Origin of the sequence: Terrabacter sp. MAHUQ-38, assembly GCF_014518425.1 — a bacterium.
Classification (GTDB): domain Bacteria; phylum Actinomycetota; class Actinomycetes; order Actinomycetales; family Dermatophilaceae; genus Terrabacter.
In genome coordinates, this window is sequence record NZ_JACVCU010000002.1 from 45,971 (window position 1) to 60,417 (window position 14,447).

At 70.7% G+C, this 14,447-nt stretch carries 13 protein-coding genes and 1 pseudogene; 5 read left to right on the forward strand and 9 right to left on the reverse strand.

From position 1 onward, the window contains the following. Positions 1 to 39: 39 nt before the first annotated feature. Positions 40 to 2,346: an immune inhibitor A domain-containing protein gene (locus H9I49_RS07230; RefSeq protein ID WP_255523773.1), complete on the reverse strand. Its 2,307-nt coding sequence runs from the start codon at positions 2,344 to 2,346 to the stop codon at positions 40 to 42. Between the two features lie 276 nt (positions 2,347 to 2,622). Here H9I49_RS07230 and panB point away from each other — a divergent pair, with 276 nt between their 5' ends. After that, entirely contained in the window at positions 2,623 to 3,528 is a 906-nt protein-coding gene (panB, locus tag H9I49_RS07235) for a 3-methyl-2-oxobutanoate hydroxymethyltransferase (protein ID WP_188029705.1), read from the forward strand. A 67-nt stretch (positions 3,529 to 3,595) separates the two neighbouring features. Here the strand turns inward: panB and H9I49_RS07240 are convergent, their stop codons facing one another. Continuing rightward, positions 3,596 to 3,805 (reverse strand): methionine aminopeptidase, encoded by a 210-nt coding sequence (locus H9I49_RS07240; RefSeq protein WP_188029706.1) that lies wholly within the window; start codon positions 3,803 to 3,805, stop codon positions 3,596 to 3,598. Positions 3,806 to 3,894: 89 nt separating this feature from the next. On the opposite strand from H9I49_RS07240, the gene map reads away from it, so the two are divergent. Further along, positions 3,895 to 4,776, forward strand: a complete 882-nt coding sequence (gene map, locus H9I49_RS07245) for a type I methionyl aminopeptidase (RefSeq protein WP_188029707.1) — start codon at positions 3,895 to 3,897, stop codon at positions 4,774 to 4,776. 91 nt (positions 4,777 to 4,867) lie between these two features. Beyond that, a complete protein-coding gene (gene ppgK, locus H9I49_RS07250) occupies positions 4,868 to 5,626 on the forward strand; it encodes a polyphosphate--glucose phosphotransferase (RefSeq protein WP_188029708.1) in 759 nt (252 codons plus the stop codon). Between the two features lie 43 nt (positions 5,627 to 5,669). On the opposite strand, the gene H9I49_RS07255 is transcribed toward ppgK, so the two are convergent. The 5 genes from H9I49_RS07255 to H9I49_RS07275 form a co-directional block, all read right to left on the reverse strand. Continuing rightward, the gene (locus H9I49_RS07255; RefSeq protein ID WP_188029709.1) at positions 5,670 to 7,241 is read right to left on the reverse strand and encodes a hypothetical protein; all 1,572 of its coding nucleotides are present in this window, start codon (positions 7,239 to 7,241) and stop codon (positions 5,670 to 5,672) included. Then, positions 7,217 to 8,023, reverse strand: a complete 807-nt coding sequence (locus H9I49_RS07260) for an ABC transporter ATP-binding protein (protein WP_188029710.1) — start codon at positions 8,021 to 8,023, stop codon at positions 7,217 to 7,219. The genes H9I49_RS07255 and H9I49_RS07260 overlap by 25 nt, the downstream gene beginning before the upstream one ends. A 22-nt stretch (positions 8,024 to 8,045) precedes the next feature. Next, entirely contained in the window at positions 8,046 to 8,699 is a 654-nt protein-coding gene (locus tag H9I49_RS07265; protein ID WP_188029711.1) for an MBL fold metallo-hydrolase, read from the reverse strand. 77 nt (positions 8,700 to 8,776) lie between these two features. Next, complete coding sequence (locus H9I49_RS07270; protein WP_223128450.1) at positions 8,777 to 10,156, reverse strand: multicopper oxidase family protein; 1,380 nt, start codon at positions 10,154 to 10,156, stop codon at positions 8,777 to 8,779. A 221-nt stretch (positions 10,157 to 10,377) separates the two neighbouring features. Continuing rightward, positions 10,378 to 10,827: a hypothetical protein gene (locus H9I49_RS07275; RefSeq protein ID WP_188029713.1), complete on the reverse strand. Its 450-nt coding sequence runs from the start codon at positions 10,825 to 10,827 to the stop codon at positions 10,378 to 10,380. 141 nt (positions 10,828 to 10,968) lie between these two features. On the opposite strand from H9I49_RS07275, the gene H9I49_RS07280 reads away from it, so the two are divergent. Together H9I49_RS07280 and H9I49_RS07285 are read left to right on the forward strand one after the other, a co-directional pair. Next, positions 10,969 to 12,192, forward strand: a complete 1,224-nt coding sequence (locus tag H9I49_RS07280) for a sensor histidine kinase (protein ID WP_188029714.1) — start codon at positions 10,969 to 10,971, stop codon at positions 12,190 to 12,192. A gap of 56 nt (positions 12,193 to 12,248) precedes the next feature. Beyond that, a pseudogene (locus tag H9I49_RS07285) lies at positions 12,249 to 12,904 on the forward strand (response regulator). A 63-nt stretch (positions 12,905 to 12,967) separates the two neighbouring features. Here the strand turns inward: H9I49_RS07285 and H9I49_RS07290 are convergent. Both H9I49_RS07290 and H9I49_RS07295 read right to left on the reverse strand, forming a co-directional pair. Next, entirely contained in the window at positions 12,968 to 13,984 is a 1,017-nt protein-coding gene (locus H9I49_RS07290; RefSeq protein WP_188029715.1) for an aldo/keto reductase, read from the reverse strand. 54 nt (positions 13,985 to 14,038) lie between these two features. Next, positions 14,039 to 14,434 carry a MerR family transcriptional regulator gene (locus tag H9I49_RS07295; protein WP_188029716.1) on the reverse strand — a complete coding sequence of 132 codons (396 nt, stop codon included), beginning with the start codon at positions 14,432 to 14,434 and terminating at the stop codon, positions 14,039 to 14,041. Positions 14,435 to 14,447 lie beyond the last annotated feature (13 nt).

Genomic DNA, 14,447 nt, shown 5'->3' on the forward strand with positions numbered 1-14,447 from the left:
AGACGTGTCCCGGGGGCCCTCGCACTCATGACCCTGAGGTCACCGGAAGGTGACCTTCACCTGCAGCTCCATGCCGCCGGCGGAGGTCTTGCTCACGGTCATCCGGGTGCCCGACCCGGCGACCTTGGTCGACGACCACGGGTTGGCCGAGGACCAGTAGCGGTTGACGTCGGAGTCGTCGAACGTCGGGACCGCCGGCTGCGACGGGACCGCGCCGGCGGCGCCGTTGCGGTGGAAGGTCACCGCGTCGGTGGCCTCCTGGCCGAAGGTCGCGTCGAAGGGCTGACGACGGTTGCCGAGCTTGACGCCGTCCGGGAAGGTGACCGGCGCCGGGCGGGCGTCGACCGGGAGAACCTCGCCCCCACCCGGGTGGTCCTTCGTGTTGTTGTCGGCGTACTCACCGTTGGCGAACCACACGAGCATGCCGTTCTGGTACGGGAAGCGCTCCACCCAGTCGGGCCGCGTGTTGCCCCAGCCGAAGTTGTACGGGCCGGTCCTCAGCGTGTCGTCGTAGCCGCTGTAGACGCGATTCTCGGCGTAGTAGACGTCCTGGACCTGCTTCGAGGTCGTGCCGCTGCTGATGGAGAAGCCCTTGGCCGTCCACGCACCGGCACCGGACTCGACGTCGTCGACCGCGCCGGCCACACCGTCGACCATCACGGTGAGGTCGTCGAGGAAGGCCTCGCTGGCCACGCCGCCGTCGGTGGCGACGCGAACCCGGAACTGGACGCTCTGACCCTTGTACGCCGAGAGGTCCCATGACTTCTGCGTCCAGGCGAAGACGCCGTCGATCGGGGCGCCCGCGTCCTTCCAGCTCGCGCCGTTGTCGGTGGAGACCTCGCCGTAGAGGAAGTCGTAGCCCTTCTCGAGGTTGCCCTGGACCCAGGCGCCCACCGACGCGGAGGTCGTCGCGGACGTCAGGTCGATGGTGCGGGTCAGGGTCGAGTTGAGGTTGTCGCCGAACCCACTCCACCACTCGGCGATGCCGGAGTGCGGGGTGTTGCGCTTGGTCGTGACCGTGCGCTCGGGCAGCGGGACGACGATCGCCTGGTAGCTCGTCGCGCTCGCGCGGTCGGCCGCACCGAGCTTGACGGACATGTCGGTGCCGTAGGGGACGACCTTGTAGTCGAGCCAGCCGAGCTGGAGCTTCTCCCACGGGCCCATGTAGCCCGGCGTCGTGCCGATCGAGTCGGTGCCGTGGTTGAGCCACGAGCCACCGCTCATGAGCGTCCAGAAGCCGGTGCCGTTGTCACCACCGTTGGTGTCGTAGAGGTCGGGCAGACCGAGGTCGTGGCCGAACTCGTGGGTGAAGACGCCGAGGCCACCGTTCTCAGGCTCGGTCGTGTAGTCACCGATCCAGATCCCGGAGTCGCCCAGTGGCACACCACCGAGCTTGTTGAAGTCCGGGCCCGACTTGCCCTGGCCGTTGGAGAAGGCGTACCAGCGGTGCGACCAGATCGCGTTGACCCCCTGGGCGCCACCGCCCGCTTCCTCGCCCTCACCGGCGTGGATGGCCTGGAAGTGGTCGATGTAGCCGTCGGGCTCGTTGAAGTTGCCGTCGCCGTCGTAGTCGTAGCGGTCGACCTTGTCGAACTGGGCGAGGTACGCCGTGATGTCGGCGTCGCTCTTGCCCTGGGCCTTCTGGTCGTCGTACCAGGCGGCGGCCGTGTCCTTGATGTAGTTCCAGTAGCCGTCGGCGTCGTTCTTCGCGCCGTAGCGGGCCTCGTTGTAGGGCACCGTGACCCAGTCGGAGACGTCCCCCTTGGCGAGGAAGCGGCCGTTGGACAGCTTGAGGTAGAAGTCCTTGAACGACTCCCCCTCGCCGAACATCATGCCCAGGTAGTGGTCGCGGTTGAAGTCGGCCGTCCAGTACGTCGAGTTGTCGTCGGTGCTGTTGCCGTCCCAGGTGCGGTCGGGCGCCGGGATCTTGTTGTGCACCGGCCCCGGCGTCGTGTCGAAACCGGTCTGCGTCCGGGTGCCGAAGTCGGTGAGGATCGTGAAGATGTCCTCCTCGCGGTTCACCGGGTAGTCGATGTACCTCGACGTGCCGGCCTTGCCGGCCTTGCCCTTGCCCTTGACCTCGATGACGCGGTTGCCACCGATGGTCTTCGTCGTCGCCTCACCGTTGATGAGCTTGGTGACGGCGTCCTTGCGCTCGGCGGCCTTGGCCTCGGCGAGCGGGTTGGGAAGGTTGTCCGGCTGCGAAGCCTGCGCGGCCGCGGGGTCACCGCTGACCGGAGCCTTGGCAACGGGAGTTGCCTGAGCCTGCATCGGGGCCGTCAGGCCGGTGACGACGAGCGCCCCCACGGCCAACCCCGAGACAGCACTCCACTGGCGCTTGTTCAAGATCTGTCCTCCTGGTCACGGACGCCGTCCATCCGGCGCCTCGGGTATGAGAACACAGATGGCCGACAATGTGGCGTCTAGAGGCCCCAGATCCGGAAAAACTTGTGCCACAAGGCAGTTCGACGCAAAGAACGTAAAATCTTCGTAAAGAAGGGCCCGTGCGGTCTAGGCAGGACGGGCCGCTCTCCGATACGGGTCACAGGAGTCACAGAGCCCCCACCTCGGGCACGCATCGCGGGCGGACGACCGGCGCGAAGCCCCGGCTATGCTCCCGCAATGAGCACTGACGCCCACGAGGAGCAGAGTCCCTACGGTTCCGGGACCCGGGCGCAGGTCCCGCCCACGGGTGTCGGTGCCGAGACCTCCGGTGCCACGCCGACTCCGCGCAAGGTGCGCATCCCCCACCTGCACGCCATGAAGGCGGAGGGGCGGCGCTGGGCGATGCTGACGGCATACGACATGTACGCCGCCCAGATCTTCGACGAGGCCGGCATCCCGGTCCTGCTCGTCGGCGACTCCGCCGGCAACAACGTGTACGGCTACGAGACCACCGTCCCCGTCACGCTCGAGGAGATGATCCCGCTCGTCCGGGCCGTGTCGTCGGCCGCGCGTCGCGCCCTCGTCGTCGCCGACCTGCCCTTCGGGTCCTACGGAGGGTCGGTCGAGCAGGGCTTCGCGAGCGCGGTGCGGCTCATGAAGGAGGGGCTTGCGCACGCCGTGAAGCTCGAGGGTGGCACCGCGATGGTGCCGCTCGTGACGGCGCTCACGGACGCCGGCATCCCGGTCATGGCGCACGTCGGCTTCACTCCGCAGAGCGAGCACCAGCTGGGCGGCTACCGGGTCCAGGGTCGGGGCGACGCGGCCGACGCCCTGGTGGACGAGGCCCGGGCACTGCAGGACGCCGGGGCGTTCGCCGTCGTCCTCGAGATGGTGCCGGCCCCGGTCGCCGCGCGCGTCACCGAGGTGCTCACCATCCCCACCATCGGCATCGGCGCCGGCAACGGCACGGACGCCCAGGTGCTCGTCTGGAGCGACTTCGCCGGTCTGCGCAGCGGCAAGGCTCCTCGCTTCGTCAAGAAGTATGCCGACCTGCGCGGCACGCTGCTCGAGGCCGCCCGCACGTACGCCGCCGACGTCGAGTCGGGCGCGTTCCCCGACACCGAGCACTCGTTCGACTCCTGAGCCGGCCCCGCCCAGACGGCCGGAGGACCCGCCGGGCGGATGTCCGGCGGACGTCGCGCGGTGACTCTCAGTCCTCGTCGTCCCCGTCGGTGCGCGTGGCGCCACGCTGGTTCCAGGCGCGGTCCTCGGCGTCCCACTTCTCCGTCCTTGCGTGGGCGGTGTCGAGGGCCGCCCGCGCCTCGGCCTCGGTGGCGTACGGACCGAGCACCTGCTCGCCCCGGCTGCGGTTCTCGTCGGTCTCGACCTGACCGGTGTCGACGTTGTACCAGAAGCTCACGAGCACACTCCTTCTCTTCCGACTCGAGCGGGTCCGCCTCGTGAGCGCCCTTCGTGGACGGCACGCGCTGACGACCTAGACTCCACCGTATGCCGTTGCTCCAGCCGCGGGTGTCTGCGCACCCCATCAGCCCTCGACGTCCGGTGCCCGCCTCGATCGAACGGCCGCACTACGTCGACGTGCCCAACCCGCGCGAGGACGGCGACCTTCGCGTCAAGGACGCCGAGACGATCGAGAAGATGCGTGTCGCCGGCCGGATCGCGGCCAGCGCGATGGTCGAGGCCTCCAAGCGGATCGCCCCGGGGGTCACGACCGACGAGCTCGACGTCGTCGCCCACGAGTACCTGCTCGACCACGGCGCCTACCCGTCGCCCCTCGGCTACAAGGCCTTCCCCAAGTCGGTGTGCACCAGCGTCAACGAGGTCATCTGCCACGGCATCCCCGACGCGCGTCCCCTCGAGGACGGCGACATCGTCAACATCGACGTCACCGCGTACGTCCACGGCGTGCACGGGGACACCGACGCGACCTACCTGGTCGGCGACGTCGACGAGGAGTCACGGCTGCTCGTCGAGCGCACCCACGAGGCGATGATGCGCGGCATCCGCGCCGCCCGCCCCGGTCGGGAGATCAACGTCATCGGCCGCGTCATCGAGAGCTACGCCAAGCGCTTCGGCTACGGCGTCGTGCGCGACTTCACGGGCCACGGCATCGGGCTCGAGTTCCACTCCGGCCTGATCGTCCCCCACTACGACGCCGCGCCGCACTACGACACCGTGATCGAGCCGGGCATGACCTTCACGATCGAGCCGATGCTCAACCTCGGCACGCACGAGTGGGACATGTGGGACGACCGGTGGACGGTCGTGACGCGCGACGGCTCGCGTTCGGCACAGTTCGAGCACACGATCGTCATCACCGACGACGGCAACGAGATCCTGACGCTGCCCGACGGCGCCGAACGGCCGTAACGCAGCGGGCCGACCGGCCCCCGGGCTCGACCGCACGACCTCGCACGACCGATCACGACTCAACGACGTCCTCGACAAGGAAGCAGGGACCATGGGCAAGAAGGGCACGCCCCTCGGCATCGACATCGGCGGCAGCGGCATCAAGGGAGCCCCCGTCGACCTGAAGGCGGGCGAGCTGGCCGGCAAGCGAATGCGCATCGACACGCCGAAGCCGGCCACCCCAGATGCGGTGGCCGAGGTCGTCGACGAGATCGTCGACCACTTCGCCGACGTCACGGGCGGCTCCCCCATCGGCGTGACGATCCCGGCCGTCGTCATCCGCGGCACCGTGCTGTCGGCTGCCAACATCGACCCGACGTGGATCAACACCGACGCCGAGGCCCTGATCCAGGAGCACACCGGCCGCGCCGTGACCGTCCTCAACGACGCCGACGCGGCCGGGCTCGCCGAGCTGTACTACGGCGCCGCCAAGGGCGTCACCGGCCTCGTCATCCTCACGACCCTCGGCACCGGCATCGGCACGGCCCTGATCCACGACGGCCGCCTGGTGCCCAACTCCGAGCTCGGCCACCTCGAGATCGACGGCTACGACGCCGAGGACCGCGCAGCCTCGTCCGTCAAGGACATCGAGAACCTGTCGTGGGACGAGTACATCGAGCGGCTGCAGACGTACTACGACACGATCGAGAAGCTCTTCTCCCCTGACCTCATCGTCGTGGGCGGCGGGATCTCGAAGGACAGCGACGAGTTCCTGCCGAAGCTGAAGCTGCGCTGCCCGATCGTGCCGGCGCAGCTGCGCAACCAGGCGGGCATCATCGGGGCGGCGCACCTCGCTGTCGACCTCGCCTGACCTCGCTCGCCCTCCACCTGGCTCGCCCCGGGCTTGCCCGAGCTCAGGAACGCCGCAGCGCCGCCAAGAGCTCGGGCGCCCGCCGGTCGAAGAGCCCTGCCCCGACCCGGATGCCCACGAGCGCGACGACGGCACCGGTCCCGACACCCACGGCGCCCGTCGCCCACGCCGCGACGACCGAGCCCTGCCAGGCGAGCCACGCAAGGACCAGGACGGGTGACGCGAGCGCGACGGTGCCGATGCTCGCCAGCGACTGCGCGGCGATCGTGATGCCGGCCGCTCCGGGCGGCGTGTTGAAGGGGCTCTCGCCCGACGCGGGCACCGGGTAGGGCAGGACCACGCTCATGACGCTCGACACGGCATACCCCGCGCCGAGCAGGCCCAGACACAGACCGACGACGGGCACGAGCAGGTCCCAGCGTGCGGCGACGGCGACTCCCACGACGGCATAAAGCGGCACGAGGGCGAGCGCGAGGAATGCGCCGGGCACGAGGCGGCCGCGGCGGTCGTCACGTCCGGACGTGCCGGCGACGACGTGCAGCCACAACGCGTCCGCCTCGTAGGCGACGGCGTTGTGCTCGCTCCACCCGAGGAGGAACGCGATGAGCGGGCCCATGAGCAAGGGCGTCCACAGGAGGTCGCCGGTGTAGTACGGGACGAGCAGGGCGAGCGGCAGGAGCGGCGTCATGGCCATGCTGATCTGGTACCGGGGGTCACGTCGCCAGTACGTGATCACGCGGGCCGCGACCGCGCCCGGCGGGGTGCCGGGAAGTCGGGCGAACAGGCCGAGGTCGTCACCGACCGAGGCGCCCGAGTCGGACCGCGACACGGCCCGCGGGTTGTCGACCTGGCCACGCAGGGCGCGGGACCAGAGCCAGCCCACGAGCGCGAGCAGCGCGACCGCGAGGGCGAGCCGGACCAGGCCGGTGCCCGTCGCGCCGGCGGCGATGTCACCCGGGGCGGCCCACGCCCACCCGAGCGGTGTCCACGCCACGACCTGCGCCGCGGAGGTGGCCAGGTGGCGCAGGTCCCGGTCGAGGTTCGCCACGAGGGAGACAGCGGGCCCGATGACGACGAGCAGGAAGAGTCCGAGCACGGCCACGACGTCGCGGCCGCGCCGGCTCGAGATCGCGTGCGTCAGGACAGCCGAGACCCAGCGGCTCGTCGTGATCGCCGTGAGCAGCCCGAGAGCCGTCGCGACGACCGCGACGGCCGTCGACGCCGGGGTGTGCGACCACGCGACGACGACCCCGACGCAGAGGACCATCGACGCGAGCGCGGGCAGACCCACCAGCGCTGCGACGATGAGCCCGGCCGCGAGGACGCGGTGCGGCACGGCGAACGTCGCGAACCGGCCGGGGTCGAGGGTCGGGTCGGAGCCGAAGGAGAAGAGCGGGACCACCGTCCACAGCACGGTCCCCGCCGCGCCGGCGAGCGGGATGACGACCTTGGCGGCGTCGAGCGAGGTGCGGAAGGAGGACAGGATGACCGTGAGCCCGACGACGAGGAACGCGAAGTAGACGATGCCGATCACGGCACCGATCGCCTGCGCCCGGCTGCGACGGAAGATGTTGCGGAGCAGGGCGAGCTTCAGTCGGACGAGGTGCGCAACCACGACAGCCCCACCACCTCGGTCGAGCCCCCGACGAGGTCGACGAACCGCTCCTCCAGGGACCGGCCCGCACGCACTGCCTCGACCTCGCCTGCCGCAAGCACCTGACCGTCGGAGATGACCGCGACGTGCGAGCAGATGCGCTCGACGAGGTCCATGACGTGGCTCGAGAGAACGACGGTGCCCCCAGCGCCGACGTAGTCCGCGAGGATCCGACGGATCGTCGCGGCCGAGACCGGGTCGACGGCCTCGAAGGGCTCGTCGAGCACGAGCACGCGCGGGGCGTGGACGAGGGCCGAGGCGAGGGTGACCTTCTTCGTCATGCCGGCGGAGTAGTCGACGACGAGCTTGCCCTGTGCCTCGGAGAGCCCGAGCGCCACGACCAGCTCGGCGGCCCGCTCCGACGCGAGGTCACGCGACATCCCACGCAGCAGGCCGGCATACGTGATGAGCTGCAGACCGGTGAGACGGTCGAAGAGCTTGAGGCCGTCGGGCAGCACCCCGATCAGTCGCTTGGCGGCGACCGGGTCGGACCACACGTCGCGGCCGAGGACGAACGCCTGCCCGGCGTCGGGTCGCAGCAGACCGGTCACCATCGACAGGGTCGTCGTCTTGCCCGCGCCGTTGGGTCCGACGAGCCCGAAGAAGGAACCACGGGGCACGTCGAGGTCGATGCCCTTCACCGCGACGAGGTCGCCGAAGCGCTTGCCCAACCCGCGCAGGGCGATGGCCGGACCGTCGTGTGGATCGCCCTGTGGCGCAGGCAGATCGGCGATGCCACTCACGTCGCTCCCGGAGTCCCCGAGCTCAGAACGTCGCGGACTCGGCGTCGCGCAGCGCGGTGTACGTCAGGCCCTCGACACCGGAGAACTGCTCGATGTGGCCGGAGTACATCTTGTGCCCGACGTCGCTGAGCAGCGCGTCGTGGATGGGGATGAAGACCTTCGGGGCGATGCGGCCGACGAAGTCGATCGAGTCGCGGCTCGCTGCCCATGGGGCGTTGAGCGGATGCGCGAGCACGTCGACCTGACCCGGCTCGCCGTCGTACGCGTCGCCGGGGTGGAAGATCGACGGCTCACCGTCCGCACGCAGCACGACGCCGACATTGGGGATGCGTGGCATCGCCGGATGGTTGAACGCGTGCAGCTCGCCGACCGGTGAGACCGTGACGTCGCCGACGACGAAGTCCTCCCCCTGTCGCGAGGGCACCGCATCGAGCCCCTCGCCGCGCAGCTTCTCGGCCGTCAGTGGGTCGGTGTGGACGGTCGCCGCCGGGTTGGCGCGCAGCAGGGCGGGGACCCGCTCCGGGTCGAAGTGGTCGGCATGGTTGTGGGTCACGAGGACGGCATCGAGGCTGGTCAGGTCCTCGAAACCGGACGAGAAGCTGCCCGGGTCGATGAGGATGCGGCGGTCCGCGAGCTCGACGAGGAGGCAGGCATGTCCGAGATGAGTCACGCGCATGTCCCCACCTAATCACGCGCGACCGGGGCGCATCCCCGAGTCCCTGATCTCCCAGCTCGAGTCCCCGCTGCCCGGCCTCACACGATCGTGAAGTTGACCATCATGGCCATGTCTTCGTGCTCGAGGTTGTGGCAGTGCATGACGTAGCGCCCGCGGTAGCCCTCGATCCGGGTGAGGACCTCGACGACCTCACCGGGCCGAAGGTCGATCGTGTCCTTCCAGCCGAGGTCGCCGCCGCGCGGGTCGCCGCCGTTGCGTCCGACCACCTGCATCCGGAGCGCATGTACGTGGACCGGATGGTGCACGTCCGTCGTGAAACGCCACCGTTCGACCGTTCCGAGCACGGGCCGGGCGACGTCCGCACCACTGGCGAAGGTGACGCCGTTGACGGTCCACAGGTGTCCGGACGGGTGCGCCCGGCCATGCTGCGAGCGACCACCACCTCCGCCGCCGTCAGCGCGTAGCTGGAAGTGGAAGCTCCGGGTCGCCGTGACCTCGCGCGGGTCGATGACGCGCATCGATGCCGCTGATGCGAGCGCCTCCGGCACCCGACTCTCGTCAGCGGCCTTGCGTGCGACGACGAACTGGAGGATCAGGATCCCCCCGACGACGTCCGGGTCGAGCGTGTCCCGCAGGGTGACCCGTGCCCCGACCGGCAGACCGCCGAAGTCGACGACGACATCGGACCGCTCACCCTGCGCCACGACGATCGAGCCACGTTGCAGCGGTCGCTCGAGCAGTCCTTGGTCGGACCCGACCTGGACGAACGGCCGCGCGGATCCGTGTCCGTCGAGCACCAGCTCGTAGCGCCGTGCGGACGACGCGTTGAGGACGCGGAGGCGGTAGCGCGCCGCATCGACCTCGTGGACCGGCCACGGTGCACCGTTGACGAGGACGACGTCGCCGAGCACCCCGCCCATGAACCGCGACTGCACGCCGGGCCCGCGCCGATCGGCGAACAACGCCGGATACAGCAGGTCACCGTCTGCACCGAAGGAACGGTCCGCGATGACGAGCGGCAGGTCCCGCTCGCCGGTCGGCAGCCCGAGTGCGGCGTCCTGCTCATCCTCGACGACAAACATCCCGGCGAGCCCGCGGTAGACGTTCGGAGCGGTGAAGTCCATGGCGTGGTCGTGATACCAGAGCGTGGCCGCACGCTGCTTCAGCGGGAACTCGTAGGTGCGCGTCACCGACGTCGAGGTGCCCTGCGGTCCCATCACGGTCGGTTCAGAAACCCCCTGCGGCAGAACATAATCCGTGGGGTATCCGTCCGAGGCCGGTGGTGTCTGACCACCATGGAGGTGCAGCACGGTCGGGACCGAGAGCTCGTTGCGCAGCACGACGTCGAGCGCCCGAGCTCTGCGACCCCGGATCGTCGGCCCGGGAAAGGTGCCGTCGTAACCCCAGATGCGGGTGTGCCGACCCGGGAGGATCTCGAACTCGGACTCGCGTGCCACGAGTTCGACACGGTCCCGACCGCCCGGTCCCCGTCCACGAACTACCTTGGCCTCGCGGGGGATCGGAAGCGGCACGCGGAACCGTTCTGGCAGGGGCCCGGCGCTGCGCAGAAGGGCACCCGTCGACCCTACGGGACTCCCCGCAGCGCGCCAGAGCCCACCCGTGGCCGCGACCGCCCCGCCGACGCCGAGGATCCCGAGGACCTGTCGACGGCTCGCCCTCATGGCGCGCCCACCCGCGCCGGTCGGGTGCCGAGCCGTCGCGGTGACCAGGCCCAACCCAGCATGGCCAACCCCGTCGCGACGATGGCGACGCCGAGTGGCAGGTGCACGCCGAGGCTTCGGTTGTAGCCGGCGACGACCTGCACGACGGTCAGCACCGACAGGAGCCCCGACGCGACAAGCGGGAAGGGACTGAAGCGACCCGGTCGCCAGGCGAGAAACGCTGCGGCACAAACGATCCAGGTGAGTGGGATGATCCCACCCCCGATCGCACCGTGGGGTTTGAGAGCCTCGTAGGAGCCCTCGAGGAACCGTCCGGCGAGCACCGGTTGCGCGACGAGCAGAGCGGCGTAGGGCACGAGGACGATACGCAACGGCCACAGCAGGACGCGTCGAGGCTGGGAGGGAGCGGCGCCGGGCGCCGGGCGGAGCTGCGTGGGAGCGGACACGGTTCGACCGTACGAACGGAGACGCAGCCGCCGCGTCCGTCAGGGCGCTACGGCGACTACGTCGCTGGTCGTATGCCGCTCGGCTCGCTCTGCGTCACGGCGCTGACTCCGCCCGCGGCCGCGTCGTCATACGCTCGGTCCGTGACGACGAGGGCGCGGTGGGCGAGCGGCGCGGACCGGGACCCCATGGCCACCGGGGGCTGGGGCCCGAGCGCGCAGGTGACGGACGGCGTACTGGCGGCATTCACCTTCGTCGCGGTGGCCATCCCCATGGCGACGAACCACCCCGGCAGGGAGGACCGGCCGGTCGACGCGATCTCCTGGCTCCTCCCCGTCATCCTGTCCGCCGCCATGGTCCTGCGACGGCGGTGGCCTGTGCGGGTCCTCATCGCCTCGAGCGCGGTCATCCTCGGCTACTACGCCCTGCACTACCCGCCGGTGGGCCTCGAGCTGCCGCTGGCCCCGGCGTTCTACACCGTGGCCGAGGCGGGTCGCCTCTGGTGGGGGGTCGGCATCGGCGTCGTGCTCCAGGCCGTCGCGTTCAGCGCGCGGATCATGCAGGGCCAGGACGAGCGGGTCCTCTTCGGCTTCGAGCTGTCGCCGGCGATCGCGATCACCGCGGCGGCGCTCGCCCTCGGTGACTCGGCGCGCAACCGACGACGCCAACGGGCCGAGCGCGCCCGGGGCGAGGCGGCGGCGGCCACGGAGCACGAGCTCGAGGCGAAGCGACGGGTCGAGCAGGAGCGCGTCCACCTGGCTCGCGAGCTGCACGACGTGCTCGCGCACACCGTCTCCGTCATCGGCCTGCAGGCCGGGGTCGCCGCGGAGGCCATCGAGGACGACGACCGGGTCGCCGCAGCGCGGGCCGTCGAGTCGATCCGCGGCACGAGCCATGAGGCGATGCGGGACCTGCGTGCGGCCCTGGGCCTCCTTCGTGGCGAGGCCCGCGCCGGCGAGGACGACGGCCGGGCCCCGGTCGGCTCGGTGGGGCACCTCGAGCCGCTCGCCGACACCGCGCGCGCCACGGGTCTGGACGTACGCCTCGACCTCTCGACCGACCTTCCGCCGCTCACGGCCGCGGTGGACGCGACCGTCTACCGGGTCGTGCAGGAGTCACTGACCAACGTGCTGCGCCACTCGGGCGCCGAGCACGTGGTCGTGCGCCTCGCCCGCGGCGACGGCTACCTCGACATCACGGTCACGGACGACGGTGGTGGGGTGGCCGACGGGTCCGAGGACGGTGCAGTGAACGGCGGCCACGGCATCCGGGGGATGCGCGAGCGGGTCGCGCTGGTCGGGGGCCGGCTCGAGGCGGGCCCTGTGCCGAGCGGTGGCTTCGCCGTCCGTGTCAGGCTGCCACTGTGAGCGAGATCGACCGAGCGGGCCGCCACGGTGACGAGGCTGCGGAGACGACCGCGCCGATCCGCGTCGCCGTCGTCGATGACCAGCCCCTCGTGCGCGAGGGGCCGCGGGCACTGCTCGAACGCGCCGGAGACATCCAGGTCGTCGGGGAGGCCGGCGACGGCCGCGAGGGGATCGCGCTCGTCCGTCGGACGCGTCCGCGCGTGGTGCTCATGGACGTGCGCATGCCCGGGATCGACGGCATCACCGCCACCTCGACGATCCTGGACGACCCGGACCTCGTCCGGACGGCCGTCGTCGTCCTGACGACGTTCGACACCGATCGCCATGTGTTCGACGCCATCCGGGCCGGTGCTGCCGGGTTCCTGCTCAAGGACACGAGCCCCGATGCCCTGCGCGATGCCGTGCGGGTCGTGGCGCGGGGAGAGGCGCTCCTCTCCCCGCCGTGACCGCACGGGTCATGGCCGCTGCCCGCACCGGGGTCGCCTCGCCCGAGGCCCTCGCGCAGATCGAGGGCCTCACCGAACGGGAGCGCGAGGTCCTCGCCACCGTCGGGCGTGGCCTGAGCAACGACGAGATCGCGGCGCTGCTGTTCATCAGCCCGGCCACGGCGCGGACCCACGTGGGCCGGCTCCTGACGAAGACGTCGGCGCGTGACCGCGCGGGTCTCGTCGCGCTCGCCTACGAGGCAGGACTCGTCCGGCCGGGTGGGTGACGGAGGCTGCCACCCGATCGCGACGGATCGAGCAGCAGCCACCGCACCGCATCAGCGCGAGGTTCAGGCGTCGATGCTCGACATGTCGCCGTACCGCTCCCCCGCGACCGCCCCGCGCGGCACGGCCACCTCGATGGCGGCGAGGTCGTCGGCCGTCAGCTCGACCGAGACGGCGGCGACGTTCTCCTCGAGATAGGGCACGCGCTTGGTGCCCGGGATGGGCGCGATGTCGTCGCCCTGGGCGAGCACCCAGGCGAGCGCGAGCTGACCGGCTGTCGCGCCCTTGGTCTTGGCGATCTCGCGCAGCCGTGCGACGAGGGCGAGGTTGGACTCGAGGGCGTCGCCCTGGAAGCGCGGGAAGTACGCCGTTCGGCGCGAGTCCGCCGACTCCAGGTCGTCGGACCTGGTGATGGCGCCCGTGAGGATGCCACGCCCCAGTGGCGAGTACGGCACGAGCCCGATGCCCAGTTCGCGCAGGGTCGGCAGGATCTCGTCCTCGACGTCGCGCGTGAAGAGCGAGTACTCGGTCTGGAGGGCGGTGATCGGGTGGACGGCGTGGGCCCTGCGGATCGTCTCGGGCGAGGCCTCGGAGAGGCCCAGGTGGCGCACCTTGCCCGCCTCGACGAGCTCGGCCATGGCGCCGACGGTCTCCTCGATCGGGACCGTCTTGTCGACGCGGTGCTGGTAGTAGAGGTCGATGTGGTCGACGCCCAGCCGCCGGAGCGACGCCTCGGCGGCAGACCGCACGTACTCGGGCCGGCCGTTGATGCCCAGACGAGTGCCGTCGGCCGCGCGTTCGTTGCCGAACTTCGTGGCCAGCACGACGCCGTCGCGTCGATCGGCGACGGCCCGGCCCACGAGCTTCTCGTTGGTGAAGGGCCCGTACATGTCGGCCGTGTCGAGGAAGGTGACGCCGAGGTCGAGGGCTCGGTGGATGGTGGCGATACCTTGGGCCTCGTCGCCGGTGCCGTAGAACTCCGACATCCCCATGCAGCCGAGCCCGATGCTCGACACGGTCAGCGGGGAGGCGACACCGAGCGTGCGGCGCCCGAGGCTGGTGGTCGTTTCGTTCGTGGTCATGACTCGAGTCAAGACCTTTGAGCGCGCTCGAAGTCAAGCGGTGCGCCGGCGGTCTCAGGGACTGGCGACCTCGAGCCTGGACTGGTAGATGCCGATCTTGTTGTCGATCGCACCGAGGTGCTCGGTGACCTCGGCGAGCTGGGCGAGTACTCGAGCCCGGTGCGTCTGCAGCAGCTCCAGGCGTGCGAGCTCGTTGCCGTCACCGCGACGGCACAGGGCGGCGTACGCCTTGACCTCACGGATCGGCATACCGGTGGCGCGCAGCCGGGTCAGCATCGCGACCCACGTGAGGTCACGCTCGGTGTAGACCCGGTGGCCCGAGCTCGTGCGACCGACGTCGCGGAGCATCAGGCCGTCGCGCTCGTAGTAGCGCAGGGTGTGGGTGCTCAGGCCGGTGCGCTCGGCGGCCTCGGCGATGGACAGGCCTGTGGTGGGTGCGATGACGGTCACCGACCCATGCTCG

What these genes read in the sequence shown, in the direction of transcription:
- panB (WP_188029705.1), top strand. Translation starts at nt 2,623, where the DNA reads ATGAGCACTGACGCCCACGAGGAGCAGAGTCCCTACGGTTCCGGGACC.
- map (WP_188029707.1), top strand. Translation starts at nt 3,895, where the DNA reads ATGCCGTTGCTCCAGCCGCGGGTGTCTGCGCACCCCATCAGCCCTCGA.
- ppgK (WP_188029708.1), top strand. Translation starts at nt 4,868, where the DNA reads ATGGGCAAGAAGGGCACGCCCCTCGGCATCGACATCGGCGGCAGCGGC.
- H9I49_RS07265 (WP_188029711.1), bottom strand. Translation starts at nt 8,699, where the DNA reads ATGCGCGTGACTCATCTCGGACATGCCTGCCTCCTCGTCGAGCTCGCG.
- H9I49_RS07290 (WP_188029715.1), bottom strand. Translation starts at nt 13,984, where the DNA reads ATGACCACGAACGAAACGACCACCAGCCTCGGGCGCCGCACGCTCGGT.